Below are 19,553 nucleotides of genomic sequence, written 5' to 3'. Positions count from 1 at the left end.
CGGTGTGCGGGTGCTGGTGACCGAGGACGACGAGAACTTGCGGGTGGCGCTGGAATTCGCGCTGCGCGGGGACGGGTTCGCGGTGGACACCGCCGCCGACCTGCCCGGCGCGGACGAGGCGCTGATGGTGAACGCCTACGACTGCGCGGTGTTCGACCGGATGCTGCCTTCGGGTGACGCGCTGGCCTACGTACGCAACCGGCGCAGCGCCGGGTGGCCGCTGCCGGTGCTGTTCCTGACCGCGCGGGACAGCGTCGCCGACCGGATCGACGGCTTGCGCGTCGGCGGCGGTGACTACCTGGTCAAGCCGTTCGCGATGCCCGAGCTGATCGCGCGGGTGCGCAGCCTGTGCCGGCGGGACATGGCCGGGCAGGCGGTGGTCCTGCGCTGCGCCGACGTCGAACTCGACACCGGCAGGCACCAGATCTCCCGGGCGGGCGTGCTGCTCACCGTGACGCGCAAGGAGTATCTCGTCATGGAGCGGCTGATGGCCGCGACCGGGCGGCCGGTCTCGCGGCGGGAACTGATCCGGTACGCGTGGGACGAGATGGCGGATCCGGCGTCCAACGTGCTCGACGTCGTGATCGCGCGGCTGCGGCGGAAGCTCAAGGATCCGCCGCTGATCCACACCGTGCGGGGGTCGGGTTACCGGATGGCGCCGCTTCAGTAGACCGCGGGAACCCCGCCCGAATGAGACCGTCGACACCCCGCGTGCCCCGGATGTGCCATGCTCGACAGCGCACGAGGCGGCGAAACCGAGAGGTGACGAGGGTGTCCATCTGGGCAGGCGTGATCAATTTCGTCCGGGGCCGGTACGAGGTGCTCGAAGAGCGGGACGGGTGGCTCCGGTTCCGCGTCGACACCGGCGACGGCCGCGGCCAGCAGGTGTCCTTGCACCACTTGCCCGACCACGACGGCGCGGAGTGGGTGGAGATCTCGTCTCCGGTCGGCTGGGCCGACAAGATCGATCTGCGGCGCCTGCTCGAACTGGCCGGCGGGGATTCGGTCGGCGGCGCCGCGGTGGTGGACGGCGTCGCCCTGCTCAAGCACACGATCCCGCTGATCGACCTGAACCTGGTCGACGAGTTCGAACATCCGCTGACGGCTCTCGTCGCGCGGGCCGACGCCTTCGAACACGAGCTCACCAAGGCCGACGAGTTCTGATCCTTCCCGGACGGGAACAGTGAAGGCCCCCTGCGCCGCAGGGGGCCTTCACTCGTCTTGGGGCTCAGGCAGGTCGCGAAAGCCACTTTCGCGACGCCTGGTGTCCCGAAAGTGGCTTTCGCGACACCGCCCCGGCGCCGCTCTCGACCCCGCGTCGTTCCTTGAGGTTCAGAGACGCTCCTGCAGCGCGTCCGCGGCGGCGAGGAGGTCCGCCGCCCACCGTGCCCCCGGCTTACGCCCTATCCGTTCGATGGGCCCGGAAACCGAGACCGCGGCGACGACGGTGCCCGTCGAATCCCGTACAGGCGCCGAGACACTCGCCACACCCGGTTCCCGTTCCGCCACGCTCTGGGCCCAGCCGCGGCGGCGGACTTCGAGCAAGGTGCGCTCCCCGTACACCGCCTCGGTGAGGATCGTGCGCTGCGTATGCGGATCCGACCACGCGGCGAGCACCTTCGCGCCGGAGCCCGCGGTCATCGGCAGCCGCGAACCGATCGGCACCGTGTCCCGCAGCCCGCTCGGCGGTTCCGCCGTCGAAACGCAGACGCGCTGGACGCCGTCGCGGCGGTACAGCTGAACGCTTTCGCCGGTGATGTCGCGCAATTTCGGCAGCACCGAACTCGCCGCGTCGAGCAGCGGGTCGGTCGAACCGCCCGCCAGTTCCGCGAGCGCGGTACCCGGGCGCCAGCGCCCGTCGGGGCCGCGGCGCAACAGGCGATGCACTTCGAGGCCGACCGCGAGCCGATGCGCCGTCGCGCGCGGCAAACCGGTCCGCGTGCACAGTTCCGCCAGGCCACAAGGATCTTCGGCCACGGCCTGAAGCACGGCCACGGCCTTGTCGAGTACTCCGATACCGCTATGCTGTCCCACAAGCCGATACTATCTTCCCGAAGTTTGAGATGTCCAGATGGTGGGAAGTACCGATTTCACCGCATGTGAGGAGCCGGAAATGCCCCGGACACTGGCCGAGAAAGTGTGGGAGTCGCACCTGGTGCGGCGCGGCGAGGGGGCCGAGCCCGACCTGCTCTACATCGATCTCCACCTGCTGCACGAAGTCACCAGCCCGCAGGCGTTCGACGGACTCCGCCTGGCGGGCCGGAAACTGCGCCGCCCCGACCTCACCATCGCGACCGAGGACCACAACGTCCCGACGATCGACATCGAGCTGCCGATCGCGGATCCCGTTTCCCGCACCCAGGTCGACACCCTGCGCGCCAACTGCGCGGAGTTCGGCGTCCGGCTGCACCCGATGGGCGACGCCGAGCAGGGCATCGTGCACGTCATCGGCCCGCAGCTCGGCCTGACCCAGCCGGGAATGACCGTGGTGTGCGGCGACAGTCACACCTCGACGCACGGTGCCTTCGGCGCGATGGCGTTCGGCATCGGCACCTCCGAGGTCGAACACGTGATGGCCACGCAGACGCTGCCGCTCCGTCCATTCAAGACGATGGCGATCACGGTCGACGGTTCGCTGCGCCCCGGCGTCACCGCGAAGGACATCATCCTCGCCGTGATCGCGAAGATCGGCACCGGCGGCGGGCAGGGCTACGTCCTCGAGTACCGCGGCGAGGCCATCGAAAAGCTCTCGATGGAAGCCCGGATGACGGTGTGCAACATGTCCATCGAAGCCGGCGCGCGCGCCGGGCTCATCGCGCCGGACGAGACGACGTTCGCGTATCTGAAGGGCCGTCCGCACGCGCCGCGGGGCGCCGATTGGGACGCCGCCGTCGAGAACTGGCGCGAACTCCGCACGGACGACGACGCCGTCTTCGACGCCGAGGTGCGCCTGAACGCCGACGAGCTCACGCCTTTCGTGACCTGGGGCACGAACCCGGGCCAGGGGCTCCCGCTGGGCGCCGAGGTGCCCGACCCGGAGCGCATCGGCGACGAGAACGAGCGCATCGCCGCTGAGAAGGCCCTGTCCTATATGGACCTGAAGCCGGGCACGCCGCTGCGCGAGATCGCGGTGGACACCGTCTTCCTCGGCTCGTGCACGAACGGCCGTATCGAGGATCTGAGGGCCGCCGCGGACGTCCTGCGCGGGCACAAGGTCGCGGACTCGGTCCGGATGCTCGTCGTCCCCGGCTCGATGCGCGTCCGCCAGGCGGCGGAAGCCGAAGGGCTGGACCGGATCTTCACCGAAGCGGGCGCGGAATGGCGTCAGGCGGGTTGCTCGATGTGCCTCGGCATGAACCCGGATCAGCTCAAGCCGGGCGAGCGGAGCGCGTCGACCTCGAACCGCAACTTCGAAGGCAGGCAGGGCAAGGGCGGCCGGACGCACCTGGTCTCACCGCTCGTGGCGGCCGCCACGGCCGTGCGGGGCACGCTGTCGAGCCCCGAAGACCTCCAGCCCGCCGTCGCCCGCTGACATCGCTGACATCCGCGAAGGAGTTCCCAACATGGACGCGTTCACCCACCACACCGGCGTCGGGGTCCCGCTGCGCAGGTCCAACGTGGACACTGACCAGATCATCCCGGCGGTCTACCTCAAGCGCGTGAGCCGCACCGGCTTCGAGGACGGGCTCTTCGCCGCCTGGCGGTCCGACGAGTCGTTCATCCTCAACCAAGAGCCCTTCAAGACCGGGTCGGTCCTGGTCGCGGGCCCGGACTTCGGCACCGGCTCGTCCCGCGAGCACGCGGTGTGGGCCTTGATGGACTACGGATTCCGGGTCGTGATCTCCTCCCGGTTCGCGGACATCTTCCGCGGCAACTCGGGCAAGCAGGGCCTCGTCGCCGCTCAGGTCGAGCAGGCGGACGTCGAACTGCTGTGGAAGCTGCTCGAAAACGAGCCCGGGACGGAGGTCACGGTGGACCTCGAGTCGAAGACGGTACGAGCCAAGGACTTCACCGCGCCCTTCCAGATCGACGACTACACCCGCTGGCGGCTCCTCGAAGGGCTCGACGACATCGCCCTGACGCTCCGCCACGCGGAGGAGATCGACACTTTCGAGTCCCAGCGCCCCTCCTGGAAGCCGGTGACCCTCCCGGCGGCCTCCTCCTAGGCCCGGCCGAAGGGGCCGGATTCCCTTGCTGAGCAGGGAATCCGCGCCCCGGCCAGGGGTCCTCACGACAGCCCCGAAACCACACCGAACGACACCTCCGGAGGCCCTGAAGGGGTCCCTCGGGAGGCGGAACAGCCCCCGAGACAAGGGAAATTTCCGCGCGTCGTTTGGAATTTGTGCTGCATTGGTAATACCGTGTGCGCTAAGTCGGCCGACGGGGCCGTGTACAAGTAGTTCTTCTTGGAGGACTGGAATGGCCAACAAGGCCCAGCTGATCGAGGCGCTGTCGGAGCGCCTGGGCGACAAGAAGGTCGCGTCGGAGGCCGTCGATGGCCTTGTCGACATCATCATCCGGACGGTCAACAAGGGCGAGAAGGTGAACATCACCGGCTTCGGTGTGTTCGAGAAGCGCGCCCGCGCCGCCCGCACCGCGCGGAACCCGCGCACCGGTGAGACCGTTCGCGTCAAGAAGACCAACGTGCCCGCGTTCCGCGCCGGCACGACCTTCAAGGACGTCATCAGTGGTTCGAAGAAGCTGCCGAAGGCCACCGCTGTGAAGCGCGCGACCGCCGGCACCTCCACCCGTGCCACCACCACCCGCGCGACGACGACCCGGACGGCCGCCAGCCGCCCGGCCGCGACGCGTTCCACGACCACGCGGACCCGCGCCGCCGCCACGACGACGCGTGCCGCCGCGAAGCCGGCCGCCAAGGCGACCGCGACCAAGGCCGCGGCCAAGACGACCGCCGCCAAGGCCGCGCCGAAGACCGCCGCCAAGGCCACGACTCGCGCCACCACGGCCAAGAAGGCGACCGCCACCAAGGCCGCCGCGAAGCCGGCCGCCAAGGCGACCGCCGCCAAGGCTCCCGCGAAGAAGGCTCCGGCCAAGCGGACTTCGGCCGCCGCGAAGAAGAAGTAAGCTCCCTCTCCACGAGAGAGCCAACGGCAGGGCCCCGCGCACCGCGCGGGGCCCTGCCGCATTTTCAGGCCCGTGATCGACGCTGGAGCGCTCGCGCGCGGCATCCGGGGATTCTTGTCCCGCTATGGATCCGCGGCCGCCCTGAGGCGTATGTGACGCGATTCTCGCGCTGCCAGGCGAAGTCGCGGAAAAGAATCCGCTTCGATCGTCACTCCGATGGACGCACGGTCCCGCTCACTGGCTCCACAGTGGAGCGACGTGCGGCGGTTCGCCTCGACACCGCCGGAGTAGGCACGTCACCCACGTGGGGGAGCGGCGCCGTCGGGTTTCCTTGAGGGGCAAGCCTGACGCGAGGGGGTTGCGAAAGCCACTTTCGCAACCTTCAACGTTGCGAAAGCCACTTTCGCAACGGGGAGGCGCGGCGGGCGCGGTCGTCGTGAGGCGCTCCCCGTCGCATGTCGCGAAAGCCACTTTCGCGACATCCCCGCGGCACCCGGATACGCCCAGCCAGACCTCGAATACCCCTGTAGCGCGTGAAGGCCCCCTTCCCTCGGCTCAGCCGAGGGAAGGGGGCCTTCACGCGCGATGAAGCCTCAGGGATGTGCGGGAGCGGGCGTGGGCAAAGGCGACGCGAAATAGTCCGCGGCCACCAGCACCGGCCCGTCCTGTTCGGTCGGCGCCCGGAACGACAGCACCCAGAACGAACCCTTCTTCGACGGCACCACGCCGCCGCGCGCGGCGGTCAGGTCGACGCCGTCGCGGTCGGCCAGCGCGCTGACGACGTCCGGGATCACCCCGCCCTGACTGGAGATCACCGGCGTCCCGCCGTCACCGGCGATGGCCAGCAGCCGCGCGACACCGAGTACCGGGTCCGGCCAGTAGCCCTCTTCCGACAGCAGCGGCTCGTGCCGGACCTCGACGCCGAGGTCTTCGGCGAGCCCGTTCACCGTCTGGACACAGCGAAGCCGCGGCGCCGAGAGCACCCTGCCGGGCGCGTACAGCCGCAGCAGCGAACGCAGCGCTTCGGCCTGGCGCTGGCCCGCGTCCGACAGCGGCCGCAGATCGTCGTCGCCGGTCCACTCGTCGCGTTTACCCGCTTTGGCGTGGCGCACCAGGATCACCGTGGTGAGTTCGGGCGGCAGCGCGGAGAACTCGCGCAGCACCCGGACGTCCTCGGGCCGCGTCAGCAGTTTCTCCGCCGTCCCGGCGTCGAGCCAGCGCAGCTCGTCGACTTCCTCGTTCGGCGCGAAAGCACCGGAGACGGCGTGCGCGGAGAAGTAGTCGACGGTCTTCGGCGCTCCGGCCACGGTGTATTCGGTCCGGACCAGATAGCGGCCGAGGACCGCCTCGAATCCGGTCTCCTCCGCGATCTCCCGGACCGCCGCGCCCGCGATGGTCTCGCCCGGATCCAGCTTTCCCTTCGGCAGCGACCAATCGTCGTAGCGCGGCCGGTGGACCAGCGCGACGTCGATCCGGTCCCCGTCACGGCGCCAGAGAACGGCTCCCGCCGCCCGGATGACCCCGCTCATCCCGCCGCCCCGTGCCGCTTCGCCAGCTCGACCTGGTGGTCGCGGACGTCGTCGCCCGAGGCGGGGAACGGCGTCCACTCGCCGGTCGAGTTCAGCACCCAGCACCGGGTCGAGGGATGCAGCGCGGATTCGAAGATGTAGTCCAGCTGCGCGGTCAGCTTCGGATCCTTGACCCGCACCAACGCCTCGATCCGGCGGTCGAGGTTGCGGTGCATCATGTCCGCGCTGCCGATCCACCTCGTGCCGCCCGCGAGGAAGGTGAAGATCCGCGAGTGCTCCAGGAAACGGCCGAGGATGGACCGCACGTGGATGTTCTCGCTCAGTCCCTCCACACCCGGCTTCAGCGCGCAGATGCCGCGCACCACGATGTCGACCGGCACCCCGGCCTGTGAGGCGTGGTACAGCGCGTCGATCACCTGCTCGTCGACGAGCGAGTTGCACTTGATCCGGATCCCGGCGGTCTGGCCGGCGCGGGCGAGTTCGATCTCCTCGCCGATCGCGCGCACGATGCCGCGGCGGATCCCGTGCGGCGACGTGAGGATGTTGCGGTAGGTGTCCTGGCGGGAGTACCCGGTCAGCACGTTGAACAGATCCGTCAGATCCGCGCCGATCGTCGGGTCGGCGGTCAGGATGCCGAGGTCCTCGTACAGGCGCGCGGTCTTCGGGTTGTAGTTGCCGGTGCCGATGTGGCAGTAGCGGCGGATGGTCGAACCCTCCTGCCGCACCACCATCGACACCTTGCAGTGCGTCTTCAGCCCGACGAGCCCGTAGACCACGTGCACGCCCGCGCGTTCCAGCGTGCGGGCCCAGGTGATGTTGGCCTGCTCGTCGAACCGCGCCTTGATCTCGACCAGCGCGACGACCTGTTTGCCCGCCTCGGCGGCGTCGATCAGCGCGTCGACGATCGGGGAGTCGCCGGAGGTGCGGTACAGCGTCTGCTTGATCGCCAGCACCTTGTCGTCCGCGGCGGCCTGTTCGATGAACCGCTGGACGCTGGTGGAGAACGAGTCGTACGGGTGATGCACGAGGACGTCGCCCTCGCGCAGCGTCGCGAACACCGACTTCGGCGTCTCGCGCTCACCGAACGCCGGATGCGTGGCGGGAACGAAAGGGCGGTCCTTGAGTTCCTTGCGGTCGACACCCGACAACTGGTGCAGGCAGGTGAGATCCAGCAGGCCGGGCACCTCGACGACGTCGCGCGGATCGACCTCCAGTTCGCGCAGCAGCAGTTCGAGCATGTGCTCGCTCATGTCCTGCGCCACTTCGAGCCGCACCGGCGGGCCGAACCGGCGCTGGGCGAGTTCGCGTTCCAGCGCCTGGAGAAGATCCTCGTCCCGGTCCTCTTCGACCTCGAAGTCCGCGTTGCGGGTGACCCGGAACGCGTGGTGCTCGGTGACCTCCATCCCGGTGAACAGCTCGCCGAGGTGGGCGGCGATCAGTTCCTCCAGCGGAAGGAACGTCGCGGTGCGGCTCTCCCGCGGCTGCTGCTCGATCCGCATCAGGCGCGGCACGTTGCTCGGCACCTTGACCCGCGCGAACCGCTCCGTGCCTGCTTCGGGGTCCCGGACGGTGATGGCCAGGTTGAGCGAAAGGCCGGAGATGTAGGGGAACGGGTGCGCGGGATCCACGGCCAGCGGTGTGAGCACCGGGAAGATCTGCTCGCTGAAGTAGTTGGACAGCCGGAGCTGGTCGGCGCCGGTCAGGTCGTTCCAGCCGACGATGAGGATGTCCTCCTCGGCCAGCTGCGGCCGCAGGTGCAGCTCGAAGGCGTTCGTGTGCCGCTCGACCAGGTCCTGGTTGCGTTTGGCGATGTAGGCCAGCTGCTCGCGCGGGGTGAGCCCGTCCGCGCTCCGGACCGGAAGCCCGGTCTCGTCGCGGCGCTTGAGCCCGGCGACCCGCACCATGTAGAACTCGTCCAAATTGGACGCGAAGATCGCCAGGAACTTGGCGCGTTCGAGCAGCGGCTGCGACTCGTCCTCGGCCAGCGCGAGCACGCGCGCGTTGAAGTCCTGCCAGGACAGCTCGCGGTTGAAGTACCGGTCGTCGGGCAGGGATTCGACGGCGGTGGGCGCCGACGTCACCGCGGGCGGCGCGGCGGGCAGCGCGCGGAACTCCTGGGCCGGCCGGCTCGCCGAACCGCCGCGCGTCGCGCGGGGGGCCGGGCTCTTTCTGGTCCTGGCGGGTTTCGCCGTGCCGCTGTCCGGTTCCGGTTTCGCGGCGGAGGTCTTCCGCTTCCTTGCCGAGTTCGGGGTGCCGCCGTCATTTGTGCTCACGGGCTTCATTGTTCACCACTCGGGGCGAATATGTGCGCCGCGCGCGGGTCGGCAGGGTGAACTCTCGTCACATCACCACGCAGGGTGTTCCCAACAGCGTTGAAGTGCGCTTTCCGGCACCCAGGGTGCGAACGTGAGCGAGATCATCCGCGGTGTCGACGTCGGCCCTGAGCGATTCCGCGGCGATCGTGAGCGGGGTCGCACCGGAAGCGGTGTGCGCCCGCGCGGAACCCGCGCCGAACCGGGGCGCCAGCGACCGGCCCGCCCCCGCGAGCAACAGGGTCGTGCCCGTGCCCTGCCGGTCCGCGACGAACGCCCGGTGCCCGGCGGCCTCGGCGAGGGCGGCGGTGAGGTCTTCGGTCCGCAGCGCGGGCAGGTCGGCCTGCAGGGCGCCGACCAGGCCGGAGGGCGTGTCCCGGCGCAGCAGCTCCTCACCGTGGCGCAGGGCGGCGTTCAAACCGCCGTGCGACGGTTCGGTGACGATCTCGACACCCAGGTCGGTGAGATCCGCCACCGACGCCGGGTCGGCGGCGACCACCAGCACCCGCCGGACCCCGTCCGCCGAGGTCGCCGCGGACAACGTGTCGTAGGCCAGCGCCAGCACCAGTTCGGCGTGCCGCTCGGGCACGACCGCGCCGCGCAGCCGTGACTTGCCCTCGGCGGGGCGTTTCATCGGCACGATCAGGTCGAAGCCCACAGAGTCCACATCTCACTTCTTACCCGACCCTCCCTGGACCGCGCTCGTACGCGCGCGGCAGGATCAGTGGCCTGGGACGACACGTGTGACTTCGAGGAGGACCAATTGGCCCGGCGTGAGAAGGGCGGCATCTGGGTGGGCATCGCCGCCGCACTGTTCTACCCGGCGACGGCCATCGGCAAGCGGGTCTACCGCAACGCCGAACGGATCCCCCGCGAAGGCGGCGCGCTGCTCCTGCTCAACCACGTGTCCCACATGGACCCGGCGGTGGACGCGGTGTTCGTGCACCGTCAGCGGCGGGTGCCGCGGTTCCTCGGCAAGGAGAGCCTGACCAGGACACCGCTCTTCGGCAAGATCTTCGTCGGCGCCGGCCAGATCCCGGTCTCGCGCGGTTCGGCCGCCGCCGGTGACAGCCTCAAGGCCGCCCACCAGGCGTTGCGTGACGGCAAGGTCGTCGTGATCTATCCGGAGGGGACGATCAGCAAGGACCCGGACGGCTGGCCGAAGAAGCCGTTCACCGGGGCCGCGCGGCTCGCGCTGGAGACCGACGTGCCGGTGATCCCGATCGCCCGCTGGGGCACGAACCACATCTTCAACGGCTACACGAAGAAGTTCACCCCGTTCCCGCGCAAGACGATCACGCATCTGGTCGGCGAGCCGATGGACCTTTCCGCCTACAAGGACGGTTCGACCCGCAGCGCGTCGAAACTGCGCGAGGTCACCGATCTGATGATGACCGAGATCACCGCGCTGCTCGCGGAGATCCGCCAGGAGGAACCGCCGGCGAAGAAGCCGGAGGACGACGCCTGATGGCCGAGGTCCAGCGGGTGACCGTACTCGGCGCGGGATCGTGGGGGACGGCGTTCGCCAAGGTGCTCGGCGACGCCGGACGCGACGTGACCATCTGGGCCCGGCGGCCCGAGGTCGCGGCCGACATCCGGGAACGGCACCGTAATTCGTCCTATTTACCCGATATCGACCTGCCGGAGCGGATCACCGCCACGGCGGATCCGGCCGAGGCCCTCGACGGCGCGCAGGCCGTGGTGCTCGCGGTGCCGAGCCAGACGTTGCGGACCAATCTGTCGGAGTGGTCCGGTCTGCTGCCCGCCGACGCGATCCTGGTGAGCCTCGCCAAGGGCGTCGAACTGGGCACGCTCAAGCGGATGAGCGAGGTCATCGCCGAGATCGCCCGCGTCGACGCCGGGCAGATCGTGGTCGTGTCCGGGCCGAACCTGGCGAAGGAGATCGCGCTGGGGCAGCCGGCGGCGGCGGTGCTGGCCTGCACCGACCACGACAACGCCAAGGCGATCCAGCAGGCGAGCTTCAACCAGTACTTCCGGCCGTACACCAACACCGACGTCGTCGGCTGTGAGCTGGGCGGGGCTTGCAAGAACGTCATCGCGCTCAGCTGCGGGATGGCGGCCGGGCTCGGGCTGGGCGCGAACACCGTGGCCACGCTGATCACCCGCGGGCTGGCCGAGATGGCCAGGCTGGGCGCGAAACTGGGCGCCGACCCGCTGACCTTCGCCGGGCTCGCCGGCGTCGGTGACCTGGTGGCGACCTGCTCGTCGCCGTTGTCGCGCAACCGGACCTTCGGCGAGCGGCTCGGCCGGGGCGAGACACTGGAGCAGGCGCTCGCGGCCACCGGCGGTCAGGTCGCCGAGGGCGTCAAATCGTGCACGTCCATCCGGGAACTCGCGATGGGCCTCGGTGTCGACATGCCGATCACCGACGCGATGCACCGCGTGTGCCACGAAGGGGTCGACCCGCGGCGAGCGGGAGCCGAGCTGCTCGGACGGTCGCAGAAGCACGAGTGGTCCTGAGCGGTCCACGGTGTGGGATCGGTTGACCGCCGGGTCCGGTGCTGGTTCGCTGAGCGCATGTTCGCACGTGGGATGACTGTGTCGCGGGGCCTCTCGGGTCTTGGCGCCGTCTCGTGTGCGTCGTGTCGCTGTTGTCGGTGAACTCAGCCCCGGCCCAGCTCGACACCCACTTCTTTCTGCGAGGACCCTTCATGTTCGCCGTTCCGGACAACACGCTCGTCATTCCCGAAAACCCCGCCCTGCGCCACCCGGTGCGCGTCGCGCTCGAATTCGCCGCGGACCGTGACCGCTGGCGCCACCTGCTGCGGTACGACCCCGACGAGCGGTTCTCCGCCCTCGTCGACTCGGACGAGCTGCAGGAGATCTGGCTCATGAGCTGGCTGCCCGGCCAGCGCACCGACCTGCACGACCACGAGTTCGCCGCGGGGGCGTTCACCGTCGTCAGCGGGAAGCTGAGCGAGACCGTGGCCCGGCGCGCCGTCGACGGGCGGGCCGTGACCGAGCTGCACTCGCTGTCGGAGGGCCAGTCTCGCGTTTTCGGCCCGGGCTACGTCCACGAAGTACGCAACGACGGCCCGGATCCCGCCGTCAGCGTGCACGTCTACCGGCACCGGCCCCGCGCCATGCGGCCGTACCACCTGGACCCCGTCTCGGGCCCGGTCCGGGACTGACCCACTTCCGCGTTTCGTCCTCTAGATGCGGTAGTTGCCCGCGCAACTACCGCATTTAGAGGACGAAACGCAGGGTCAGGCGAGGTCTCCCCGGAGCCGGAATTCGGCCTCGACGCGGTCTCGCGAGGCGCCGGTGGCGAGCAGGGTGTGCAGCAGGAGCCGGGATTTACGCGGGTCCAGCCAGCCGGCCATGGTCACGCCCATCGCGATCAGATCCGCTTCGGAACCGCGGAAGCCGTAGGTGCCGCGGAACGTCGGCCCGGCACCGGTGCGGCCGGCGACCACGATCGGCACCTCCGGCAGGACCCGTTCGATCACTTCGGCGGACCCCGCCGAAACGTGCCCGGCACCGTTCGCGGCGAGCACCACCCCCTTCACCCCGGCCTTGACCAGCGTTTGTAGGAGCTCACCGGTGTCCTCGACGCCACTCTCGACGATCGGCACCAGCCCGGAGAAGTCCGCGTCCACCAACGACAACGCCGCCGGCCGGGCGGCGACCGGGTGGAAGTAGTGCACCAGGCCCTCGCTGAGCAGCGCGAGCGGTCCGGCGGGATTCGAGGAGAACGCCTCGACATGGCTCGAATGCGCCTTGCGCACCCAGCGCGCGGCGTGGACGTCGTCGTTGAACGCGACCAGGGAGCCGCGGCCCCGGCTGCGGGGATCGGCGGCGACGGTCAACGCGGCCAGCAGGTTCCCCGCGCCGTCGGCACTGGGCAGGCTGGGATTGCGCATCGCGCCGGTGATCACGATCGGCGCTTCGGAAGCCCACGTCAGCTCGAAGAAGTACGCGGTCTCTTCGAGCGTGTCCGTGCCCTGGACCACGACGACTCCGTCCGCGCCTTCTTCGACGGCGCGGGCGGCCCAGTCCCGTGTCCTGATCAGGGTCGCGAAATCCATCGAGGCACTGGAAATCCCCGCGAGCGTCTCCGCGCGGACGTCCATCTCGAGGTGCTCGCCGAGGTCGCCGAGCAGGTCGGCGGCGGTGAGCCGGGGCACGGCGTGGTCTTCACCGTCGCCGGGGACCATCGAGATGGTGCCGCCCAGGGCGGCGACGGCGACGAGGGGCCGTTTCTCAGGGGAGACGCTCATGAGGGCATTCTTCCAAAGCTCGTGAGTGGTAAGGAGGGTTCTAACCGTCCTTACCACTCACGAGACCTGCCAGGCTGGGCTTGGCCGGGCGTTGTGAAAGCCACTTTCGCAACCTTCAACGTTGCGAAAGTGGCTTTCACAACGCCCGGCCGCAGCCCGGCCGCGACACCGCACCCCCGGCCAGAGCTGTCCGTGAAGGCCTTCTTGAGGGACCCAGAGTCCCTCAAGAAGGCCTTCACGGACCGGAACCGGGGGATAACAACCAGCCGCTGAGGCTCACACAGCACCCAGCGCTCACCGCGCCTTCACGGCTTCGAGCGTGAAACTCGCCGCCAGCCGCCGCGGCTCCTCCGTCAGCCGCCATTCCTCGGTCGCCTCGTTCAGGGTCATGAACCCGGGCAGCGCGTTCCACGGCACGCTGTCGTGCTCCACCAGCCGCGTCAGCGTGAGCCCGGCGTCGAGCAGCGCGGTGACGATCTCGCCGAGCCCGTGGTTCCACTCGTGCGTCCGGTTGTGCCGGAACGAAACGTCGGTGTCCACATAGGTCCCCGGTTCGTCGAACACCAGCGGTTCGGCGTGTTCGAAGTACGAGTACCGCGGCGTGATCAGCGGCTGCGTCTCGTCGAGGGTGCCGAGCATCGGGTGCATGTCCCGGATGAACAGCCGCCCGCCCGGCCGCAGCAACGCGCCGACGACCTGTCCCCACCGGGCGATGTCCGGCAGCCAGCAGAGCGCACCGATTCCGGTGTAGACGAGGTCGAATTCCCCGGTGCCCAGCACGTCGGCGGCACTGTACACATCGGACTCGTGATAGTCGATCCCGGCGCCGGTCTCGGCGGCCAGCCCTCGCGCGATCTCCAGCGCGGGCGCGGAAAAATCGAGGCCGGTCATCCGTGCGCCGAGCCGGGAGAGCGAAAGCGTGTCCGTGCCGATATGACACTGCAGATGCACGCCACGGGCGCCGGAGACGTCGCCGAGCAGCGGCCGGTCGAAGGTGACCACGCCGCTGAGGTGCGCCGGGTCCGCGACGAACTTCTGGTAGCCGTAGTCCGCCGAAGCGGCGTGGGCCGGGGCGCGTTCGTCCCAGTTCGCCCGGTTGACGGTCAGGTAGTCCGTCACGAGGTGGCCGCCTTCTCCGCGGCGCTGCGCAGCACGCAGAATTCGTTGCCCTCGGGGTCGGTGAGGACCGCCCAGCCGGTGCCGTCCGGGTTGCGCCGGTCGTGCAGGAGGGCCGCGCCGAGCTTCAGCAGGCGCTCCACCTCCTCGTCGCGCGGGATGTCCGGCTGGAGGCAGAGGTGGATCCGGTTCTTCACCGTTTTCGGCTCCGGGACCTGCCCGAAGAACAACGTGACTCCATTGTCCATCTCGATGATCGTTTCGGGATCGCCCGGTACGTCGTCGTCGGCCATCGGTTTGCCGACGACGCCGCTCCAGAACCGGCCCAGTTCGTAGGCGTCGGCGCAGTCGAAGAAGAAGTTCTGTACGACAGAGGTCATGACGCCGCAGTCTGCCTCAGCCCGCGAAACCCGGCCAACGGTTTACGCCAGGCGTAACCCAGGCGACCGGTGCACCTGCCGTTCCGCGTCGATGATCAGCACCTGGCAGCCGGGTTGCGCGGCGACCCACGCGATTCCCTCGGTCCCCATCGCGAAAGCGGCCGTGGCGAGGGAATCCGCGGTGACGAGGTCGTCGGCGGCGACCGTGACGCTCAGCAGCCCGATGGGCGGGCGCCCGGTCCGTCCGTCCAGGATGTGCGCGCCGCGTTCGTATTCCGCCGACGTCGCGACCGCGCCACCGGACGATTCGACCACGGCGCAGATCGCGTCGGGCCGCTCGGGATGCCGGACGCCGACCCGCCAGGCGCGGCCGGGTTCCGGTTCGCCGGAGGTGACGACGTCCCCGCCCGCGTTGACGCAGAACACGTCCAATCCCTCGGCCAGCAACAGCGACGCCGCCTGCTGCACCGCCCAGCCCTTGACCACCGCGTTCGGATCGAGCCGCCGGCCGGGGAGCCGGGCGGTGAACGCCCCACCGGACAGCCGTTCGTAGTGATCGCACAGCGAGAGGATCTCCAGGAGGTCGTCGCTCAGCTCCGAAGGCGAGAGTTCGCCGCGGTCGTAGCGGCAGACCTCGCTGTCGGCCTTGAACGGGCTGAACCGCGCGTCGACTTCCCGCAGCCAGCCGAAGACGCCGTCGATGGCGTGGCCGACGAGCCCGCCGTCCGCCCGCACGTCGACCGAGACCGGCAGCCCCATCACCTGTTCGACGCGGTTCATCTGGCGTCCAGCGCCGCCTGCAGGGATTTGACGTACGACTCGCTCGTCGACGTCGCCCCGGAGACGGTGTCGATGTCGGCGCTCTGCGCGGTCAGCGTCTCCTCCTGCAGGATCGGGATGGCGGCGACCCCGCGGCCGCTGGTCGGCCGTTGCAGCAGGCGGACCTCGGAGATCCTGTCCTCGGCCGAGATCACCAGCCGCACCTGGACCGTGCCGTACCGGTTGCTCTCCACCGAACCGTCGACGGTGTGCTCGGATCCCTCCGAGGCGCCACCGTCCGAAGAGGACACGGTGGACGGGGCGGGCGCGGCGACGGCCACGGTCTCCGAGCCGAGCGGGCCGGGTTCGTACAGCCAGACACCGAGGAAGCCGGCGGCCGAAAGGGCGACCGTGGCCGCGACGATGGTCTTCTTCATGATCGGGACTCCCTGGCTCAGGCCGCGAGGCTGAAGCGTTCGGCGTGGACCTGCTGGGACGGCACCCGCAGCTCCCGGAGGCTGCGCAGCGTCGCCGACGTCATCCCCGGCGGGCCGCAGACGAAGACGTCCCGGTCGGCGATGTCCGGCACCATCCGCCGCAGATGGGGCGCGCCGAGGACCGGACCGGCCTGATCGGACGGTCCACTGAGGACGCGGACGACCGCGCCGCGCGCTCGCGCCAGCCCGATCAGCTCGGGAAGGAGGACGGCGTCGCGTTCGTCGCGGACGCGGTAGAGCACCACGACGTGTCCGGAGATCTCCTCCAGCAGCGCGCGGATCGGCGTGATCCCGACGCCGCCCGCCACGAGCAACGCGTTCGGTTTCTGTTGGTGCATCGTGGTGAACGCGCCGTACGGGCCTTCGGCGAACACCCGGGTGCCGACCTTCAGCGACCGCAGGGACGCGCTGCCGTCACCGGCGGCTTTCGCGGTGAGCCGCAAGGTGCGGCCGTCCGGCGCGGCCGACAGCGAGAACGGATTCGCCTGCCACCAGCGATCCCGGGTCAGGAAGCGCCACAGGAAGAACTGACCGGCTCGTGCGGGCATCTTGTCGAGGTCCTTGCCGGAAATGTAGACCGAGACGACGTCGCGGGATTCGGGGACGACGGCGACGACCTTCAGCCGGTGACGCAGATTACGCGCCAGCGGCAGCACCACCCGGCCCGCGACGACGGAGCCGAGCGCGACACCCCACACGCCCCACCAGTAGGCCTGGGCCCCCGGCGACGACGCGAACGATCCGCCCAGCGCGATCTGATGGCTGAACGCCAGCACGACCGCCGCGTAGGTGTAGAGGTGGATGAAGTGCCAGGTCTCGTACGCCAGCCGGCGCCGGGCGAACCGGGCGGAAACGGCGCCGACGAGCAGGATCAGCGCGAACGCGACGACCGCGCGCAGGATCCCCTCCAGTTTGGTCACCATCGTGACGAACTCGTCGGCCACGCCGGTGTCCTCGACCTGCGCGTACCCGAAGACGATGAACACGAAGTGGGCGAGCAGCGTCCACAGCAGGCTGAACCCGGTCCAGCGGTGCCAGGCGGTGAGCCGGTCCATGCCGAGGCGGCGGTCCAGCCACGGCAGCCGGGCGACCAGCAGCAGCTGGAACGCCATCGCCAGCGCCCCGTACAGCCCGGCGAGCCTGCCGATGCCGATGAGCACGTTGTCCGACGGCCCGGCGGCGAAGAAGAGCATGGTCACGGTGGCCACGTTGGCCCCGAGGAAGAGGAAGAGACCGGCGCGCGCGGCGATCCTGGGACGGATCGCCGGGCGCGGTCTCGCGGCGGTCTGCGTCATGGTGGTCACACGTGGTTCCTTCCGGTCCGGTTCAAGGACCGAGCCTGCTGTGCCAACCTGTGACCTTTCTTGGCGGAACCTGTCGGCTTCCTGTCGTGTGCGCTCCCGCCTCGCCCTCGCGCGCGCGTTCACGGAGGATGGCGTGGTGAACACCGAGAACCCCGTCCGCCTGCTGGTGGTGGACGACGAGCCGCATATCGCCGACCTGGTGGCCACCGTCGCCCGTTACGAGGGCTGGCAGGCCGTCACCGCCGGATCGGGTGAGGCCGCGCTCGAACGCGCCGCCGAATTCGGGCCGGACATCGTCGTGCTCGACCTGATGCTGCCGGGGATCGACGGGTTCACCGTGCTGGACAAGCTCCGCGAGTCCGGGACGGCGGTGCCCGTGGTCTTCCTGACCGCGAAGGACGCGACCGCGGACCGGGTCGCCGGGCTCACCCGTGGTGGCGACGACTACCTCGTGAAACCGTTCTCCGTCGAGGAACTGATGGCCCGGCTGCGCGCCGTCCTGCGGCGGAGCACCAACCAGGCCAAGGCGGCGGTGCTGCGGGTCGGTGACCTGACCTTGAACGAGGACACCCGCGAGGTCGCGCGCGCCGGCGTGCCCGCCGAGCTGACACCGACCGAGTACGAACTGCTGCGCTACCTCATGCGGCGTTCGCCGTCGGTGCTGACCAAGGCGCAGATCCTCGACCACGTCTGGGAATACGACTTCGGCGGCCGGTCCAACGTCGTCGAACTCGTCATCTCGCATCTGCGCCGCAAACTCGACGGCGGCGACGAACCGCTGATCCACACCGTGCGCGGGGTCGGCTACGTCGTCCGGCAGGCGGCGAGATGAAGCTATTGCGCCGGTGGTTCGACGCCTGGCGCCGATCGAGGCTCGGCACCCGGCTGGCGCTCGGGCTCGGCGCGCTGGCGCTGGTCGTGTTCGCCGTCGTCGGGACCGTGATGGTCGGCATCATGAAGGGTTATCTGAACGACCGGCTCGACGAGCAGCTCGCCAAGACCCAGATCAGCCAGGTGCCGTCGCTGCGCACCACCCACGGCGGGAAACCGCAGCAGGCCTACGGCTGGTTCTCCGCCGTCTTCGCGGTACAGAACGGCGACGCGCTGCCGCAGGCGGGCGGTTCCCTGCCGCCGGACACGAAGGAACTGGCGAAGGTCGCCGAGGACGCGACGCGGACCGAAGTCCTGCGCACCGTCTACATCGAGGACAAGGGCACCTACCGGGTCCGGGCCTGCCCGATCGAACCGGCGCGGAACATCGTGCTGGTCAGCGCCGCGCCGCAGGCCGATCTGGACCGGACGGTCAGCCAGCTGATCATGGTCGAGGTCGTCGCCTTCCTGCTGGCGCTGGCGGTGCTGGTGATCGCGGGGCGGCTGGTGCTGCGACGCGGGTTGCGGCCGCTGAGCGACATGGCCGGGACGGCGCACGACATCGCTTCGCACGACCTCACCGCGAACGCCGATCTCCCGGTGCGCGCGCAGGCGAGCGGCGGCGGTGCCGAAGTCGAGGAACTGCGGACGGCGTTCAACGTGATGCTGGCGCATCTGGATTCCTCGCTGGTCGCGCGCCGGGAGGCGAACGAGCGGCTCCGCCGGTTCATCGCCGACGCCTCCCACGAACTGCGCACGCCGCTGACGTCGATCCGGGGCTACGCCGAGCTTTTCCGCTACGCGGCGGCGAACGAACCCGCCGAACGCGAGGCGCACCTGTCGAAGATCCGGGAAGAGACGCAGCGGATGAGCGTGCTCGTGGACGATCTCCTGCTTCTGGCGCGCCTCGACGCGCCGGAGACCGAGGCGCCGCTGCGGCTGGTCGACGTCGATGTCGCCGAACTGATCACCGACGCGGGGGAGGCCTTCGCGGCCGGCCGTCCGGACCATCCGCTGAGTGTCGGCGCGCTACCGGAAGGTGTTGTCCTGCAAGCGGATCCGGTGCGCCTGCGGCAGGTGCTGGACAACCTGCTCGCCAACGCCGCGGTGCACACGCCGCCCGGGACGCCGGTGACGTTGTCCGCCGGGGTCTCCGGTTCCGAGGTCGTCCTGCGGGTGAGCGACGCCGGGCCCGGGATCCCGCCGGAGGCGCGGGAGCGGATCTTCGACCGGTTCTACCGGGTCGACACCGCACGCACTCGCGGCAACGGTGGGACCGGGCTGGGGCTTTCGGTGGTGCTGTCGCTGGTTTCGGCGCACGGCGGGACGATCGAGGTCGAGAGCGTGCCGGGGGCGACGACGTTCACCGTGCGGCTGCCGCGCCACCGCTCGTGAGTGAAAAGGGATGGACTGGGGTGTTCGCCACATGCGTCCCACGTGCACCAGCAGGCACAGCGGCT

At 69.9% G+C, this 19,553-nt stretch carries 20 protein-coding genes; 10 read left to right on the top strand and 10 right to left on the bottom strand.

Annotated features, from left to right (window positions below; translation table 11 throughout):
* The first annotated feature begins 4 nt into the window (after positions 1–4).
* On the top strand, positions 5–670 hold the full coding sequence (locus ACOCEP_RS01850; protein ID WP_482335439.1) for a winged helix-turn-helix domain-containing protein: 666 nt from the start codon (positions 5–7) through the stop codon (positions 668–670).
* A gap of 101 nt (positions 671–771) precedes the next feature.
* The gene (locus ACOCEP_RS01845; protein WP_482335438.1) at positions 772–1,164 is read left to right on the top strand and encodes a hypothetical protein; all 393 of its coding nucleotides are present in this window, start codon (positions 772–774) and stop codon (positions 1,162–1,164) included.
* Between the two features lie 168 nt (positions 1,165–1,332).
* On the opposite strand, the gene ACOCEP_RS01840 is transcribed toward ACOCEP_RS01845, so the two are convergent.
* Positions 1,333–2,034, bottom strand: coding sequence for an IclR family transcriptional regulator (locus ACOCEP_RS01840; RefSeq protein WP_007031477.1), 702 nt, complete (start codon positions 2,032–2,034; stop codon positions 1,333–1,335).
* Between the two features lie 79 nt (positions 2,035–2,113).
* Here ACOCEP_RS01840 and leuC point away from each other — a divergent pair, with 79 nt between their 5' ends.
* The 3 genes from leuC (at position 2,114) to ACOCEP_RS01825 (ending at position 5,085) form a co-directional block, all read left to right on the top strand.
* Positions 2,114–3,532: a 3-isopropylmalate dehydratase large subunit gene (leuC, locus tag ACOCEP_RS01835; protein ID WP_482335437.1), complete on the top strand. Its 1,419-nt coding sequence runs from the start codon at positions 2,114–2,116 to the stop codon at positions 3,530–3,532.
* Positions 3,533–3,563: 31 nt separating this feature from the next.
* Positions 3,564–4,166 (top strand): 3-isopropylmalate dehydratase small subunit, encoded by a 603-nt coding sequence (leuD, locus tag ACOCEP_RS01830; protein WP_482335436.1) that lies wholly within the window; start codon positions 3,564–3,566, stop codon positions 4,164–4,166.
* Between the two features lie 253 nt (positions 4,167–4,419).
* Positions 4,420–5,085: an HU family DNA-binding protein gene (locus ACOCEP_RS01825; protein ID WP_482335435.1), complete on the top strand. Its 666-nt coding sequence runs from the start codon at positions 4,420–4,422 to the stop codon at positions 5,083–5,085.
* Between the two features lie 593 nt (positions 5,086–5,678).
* Here the strand turns inward: ACOCEP_RS01825 and ACOCEP_RS01820 are convergent.
* The 3 genes from ACOCEP_RS01820 to cofC are packed head-to-tail and all read right to left on the bottom strand — an operon-like array spanning position 5,679 to position 9,584.
* A complete protein-coding gene (locus ACOCEP_RS01820; RefSeq protein WP_482335434.1) occupies positions 5,679–6,614 on the bottom strand; it encodes an NUDIX hydrolase in 936 nt (311 codons plus the stop codon).
* Complete coding sequence (locus ACOCEP_RS01815) at positions 6,611–8,896, bottom strand: RNA degradosome polyphosphate kinase (RefSeq protein ID WP_482335433.1); 2,286 nt, start codon at positions 8,894–8,896, stop codon at positions 6,611–6,613. The genes ACOCEP_RS01820 and ACOCEP_RS01815 overlap by 4 nt, the downstream gene beginning before the upstream one ends.
* Positions 8,897–8,954: 58 nt before the next feature.
* Positions 8,955–9,584: a 2-phospho-L-lactate guanylyltransferase gene (cofC, locus tag ACOCEP_RS01810; RefSeq protein ID WP_482339538.1), complete on the bottom strand. Its 630-nt coding sequence runs from the start codon at positions 9,582–9,584 to the stop codon at positions 8,955–8,957.
* Between the two features lie 66 nt (positions 9,585–9,650).
* Here cofC and ACOCEP_RS01805 point away from each other — a divergent pair, with 66 nt between their 5' ends.
* The 3 genes from ACOCEP_RS01805 (at position 9,651) to ACOCEP_RS01795 (ending at position 12,078) form a co-directional block, all read left to right on the top strand.
* Positions 9,651–10,394 (top strand): lysophospholipid acyltransferase family protein, encoded by a 744-nt coding sequence (locus tag ACOCEP_RS01805; RefSeq protein ID WP_482335432.1) that lies wholly within the window; start codon positions 9,651–9,653, stop codon positions 10,392–10,394.
* Entirely contained in the window at positions 10,394–11,407 is a 1,014-nt protein-coding gene (locus tag ACOCEP_RS01800; protein WP_482335431.1) for an NAD(P)H-dependent glycerol-3-phosphate dehydrogenase, read from the top strand. The genes ACOCEP_RS01805 and ACOCEP_RS01800 overlap by 1 nt, the downstream gene beginning before the upstream one ends.
* 191 nt (positions 11,408–11,598) lie before the next feature.
* Positions 11,599–12,078, top strand: coding sequence for a cysteine dioxygenase (locus tag ACOCEP_RS01795; protein WP_465530462.1), 480 nt, complete (start codon positions 11,599–11,601; stop codon positions 12,076–12,078).
* A 75-nt stretch (positions 12,079–12,153) separates the two neighbouring features.
* Here ACOCEP_RS01795 and ACOCEP_RS01790 read toward each other — a convergent pair whose 3' ends face one another.
* The 6 genes from ACOCEP_RS01790 to ACOCEP_RS01765 form a co-directional block, all read right to left on the bottom strand.
* Entirely contained in the window at positions 12,154–13,167 is a 1,014-nt protein-coding gene (locus ACOCEP_RS01790; RefSeq protein WP_482335430.1) for an asparaginase, read from the bottom strand.
* A 294-nt stretch (positions 13,168–13,461) separates the two neighbouring features.
* The gene (locus ACOCEP_RS01785) at positions 13,462–14,286 is read right to left on the bottom strand and encodes a class I SAM-dependent methyltransferase (protein WP_482335429.1); all 825 of its coding nucleotides are present in this window, start codon (positions 14,284–14,286) and stop codon (positions 13,462–13,464) included.
* Positions 14,283–14,663, bottom strand: coding sequence for a VOC family protein (locus ACOCEP_RS01780; protein WP_482335428.1), 381 nt, complete (start codon positions 14,661–14,663; stop codon positions 14,283–14,285). The genes ACOCEP_RS01785 and ACOCEP_RS01780 overlap by 4 nt, the downstream gene beginning before the upstream one ends.
* Before the next feature lie 42 nt (positions 14,664–14,705).
* Positions 14,706–15,443 (bottom strand): FAD:protein FMN transferase, encoded by a 738-nt coding sequence (locus ACOCEP_RS01775; RefSeq protein WP_482335427.1) that lies wholly within the window; start codon positions 15,441–15,443, stop codon positions 14,706–14,708.
* Positions 15,440–15,859 (bottom strand): FMN-binding protein, encoded by a 420-nt coding sequence (locus ACOCEP_RS01770; RefSeq protein WP_482335426.1) that lies wholly within the window; start codon positions 15,857–15,859, stop codon positions 15,440–15,442. Before ACOCEP_RS01770 ends, ACOCEP_RS01775 begins: the two co-directional genes overlap by 4 nt.
* Positions 15,860–15,876: 17 nt before the next feature.
* The gene (locus tag ACOCEP_RS01765) at positions 15,877–17,214 is read right to left on the bottom strand and encodes a ferredoxin reductase family protein (protein ID WP_482339536.1); all 1,338 of its coding nucleotides are present in this window, start codon (positions 17,212–17,214) and stop codon (positions 15,877–15,879) included.
* 145 nt (positions 17,215–17,359) lie between these two features.
* Here ACOCEP_RS01765 and ACOCEP_RS01760 point away from each other — a divergent pair, with 145 nt between their 5' ends.
* Positions 17,360–18,055 (top strand): response regulator transcription factor, encoded by a 696-nt coding sequence (locus tag ACOCEP_RS01760; RefSeq protein WP_482339534.1) that lies wholly within the window; start codon positions 17,360–17,362, stop codon positions 18,053–18,055.
* Positions 18,052–19,488 (top strand): sensor histidine kinase, encoded by a 1,437-nt coding sequence (locus tag ACOCEP_RS01755; RefSeq protein ID WP_482335425.1) that lies wholly within the window; start codon positions 18,052–18,054, stop codon positions 19,486–19,488. Before ACOCEP_RS01760 ends, ACOCEP_RS01755 begins: the two co-directional genes overlap by 4 nt.
* Positions 19,489–19,553 lie beyond the last annotated feature (65 nt).

Source organism: Amycolatopsis sp. CA-211722 (genome assembly GCF_056828465.1).
Note: the sequence above shows the minus strand (reverse complement) of the source record. Positions and strands in the feature narration are given on the sequence as shown.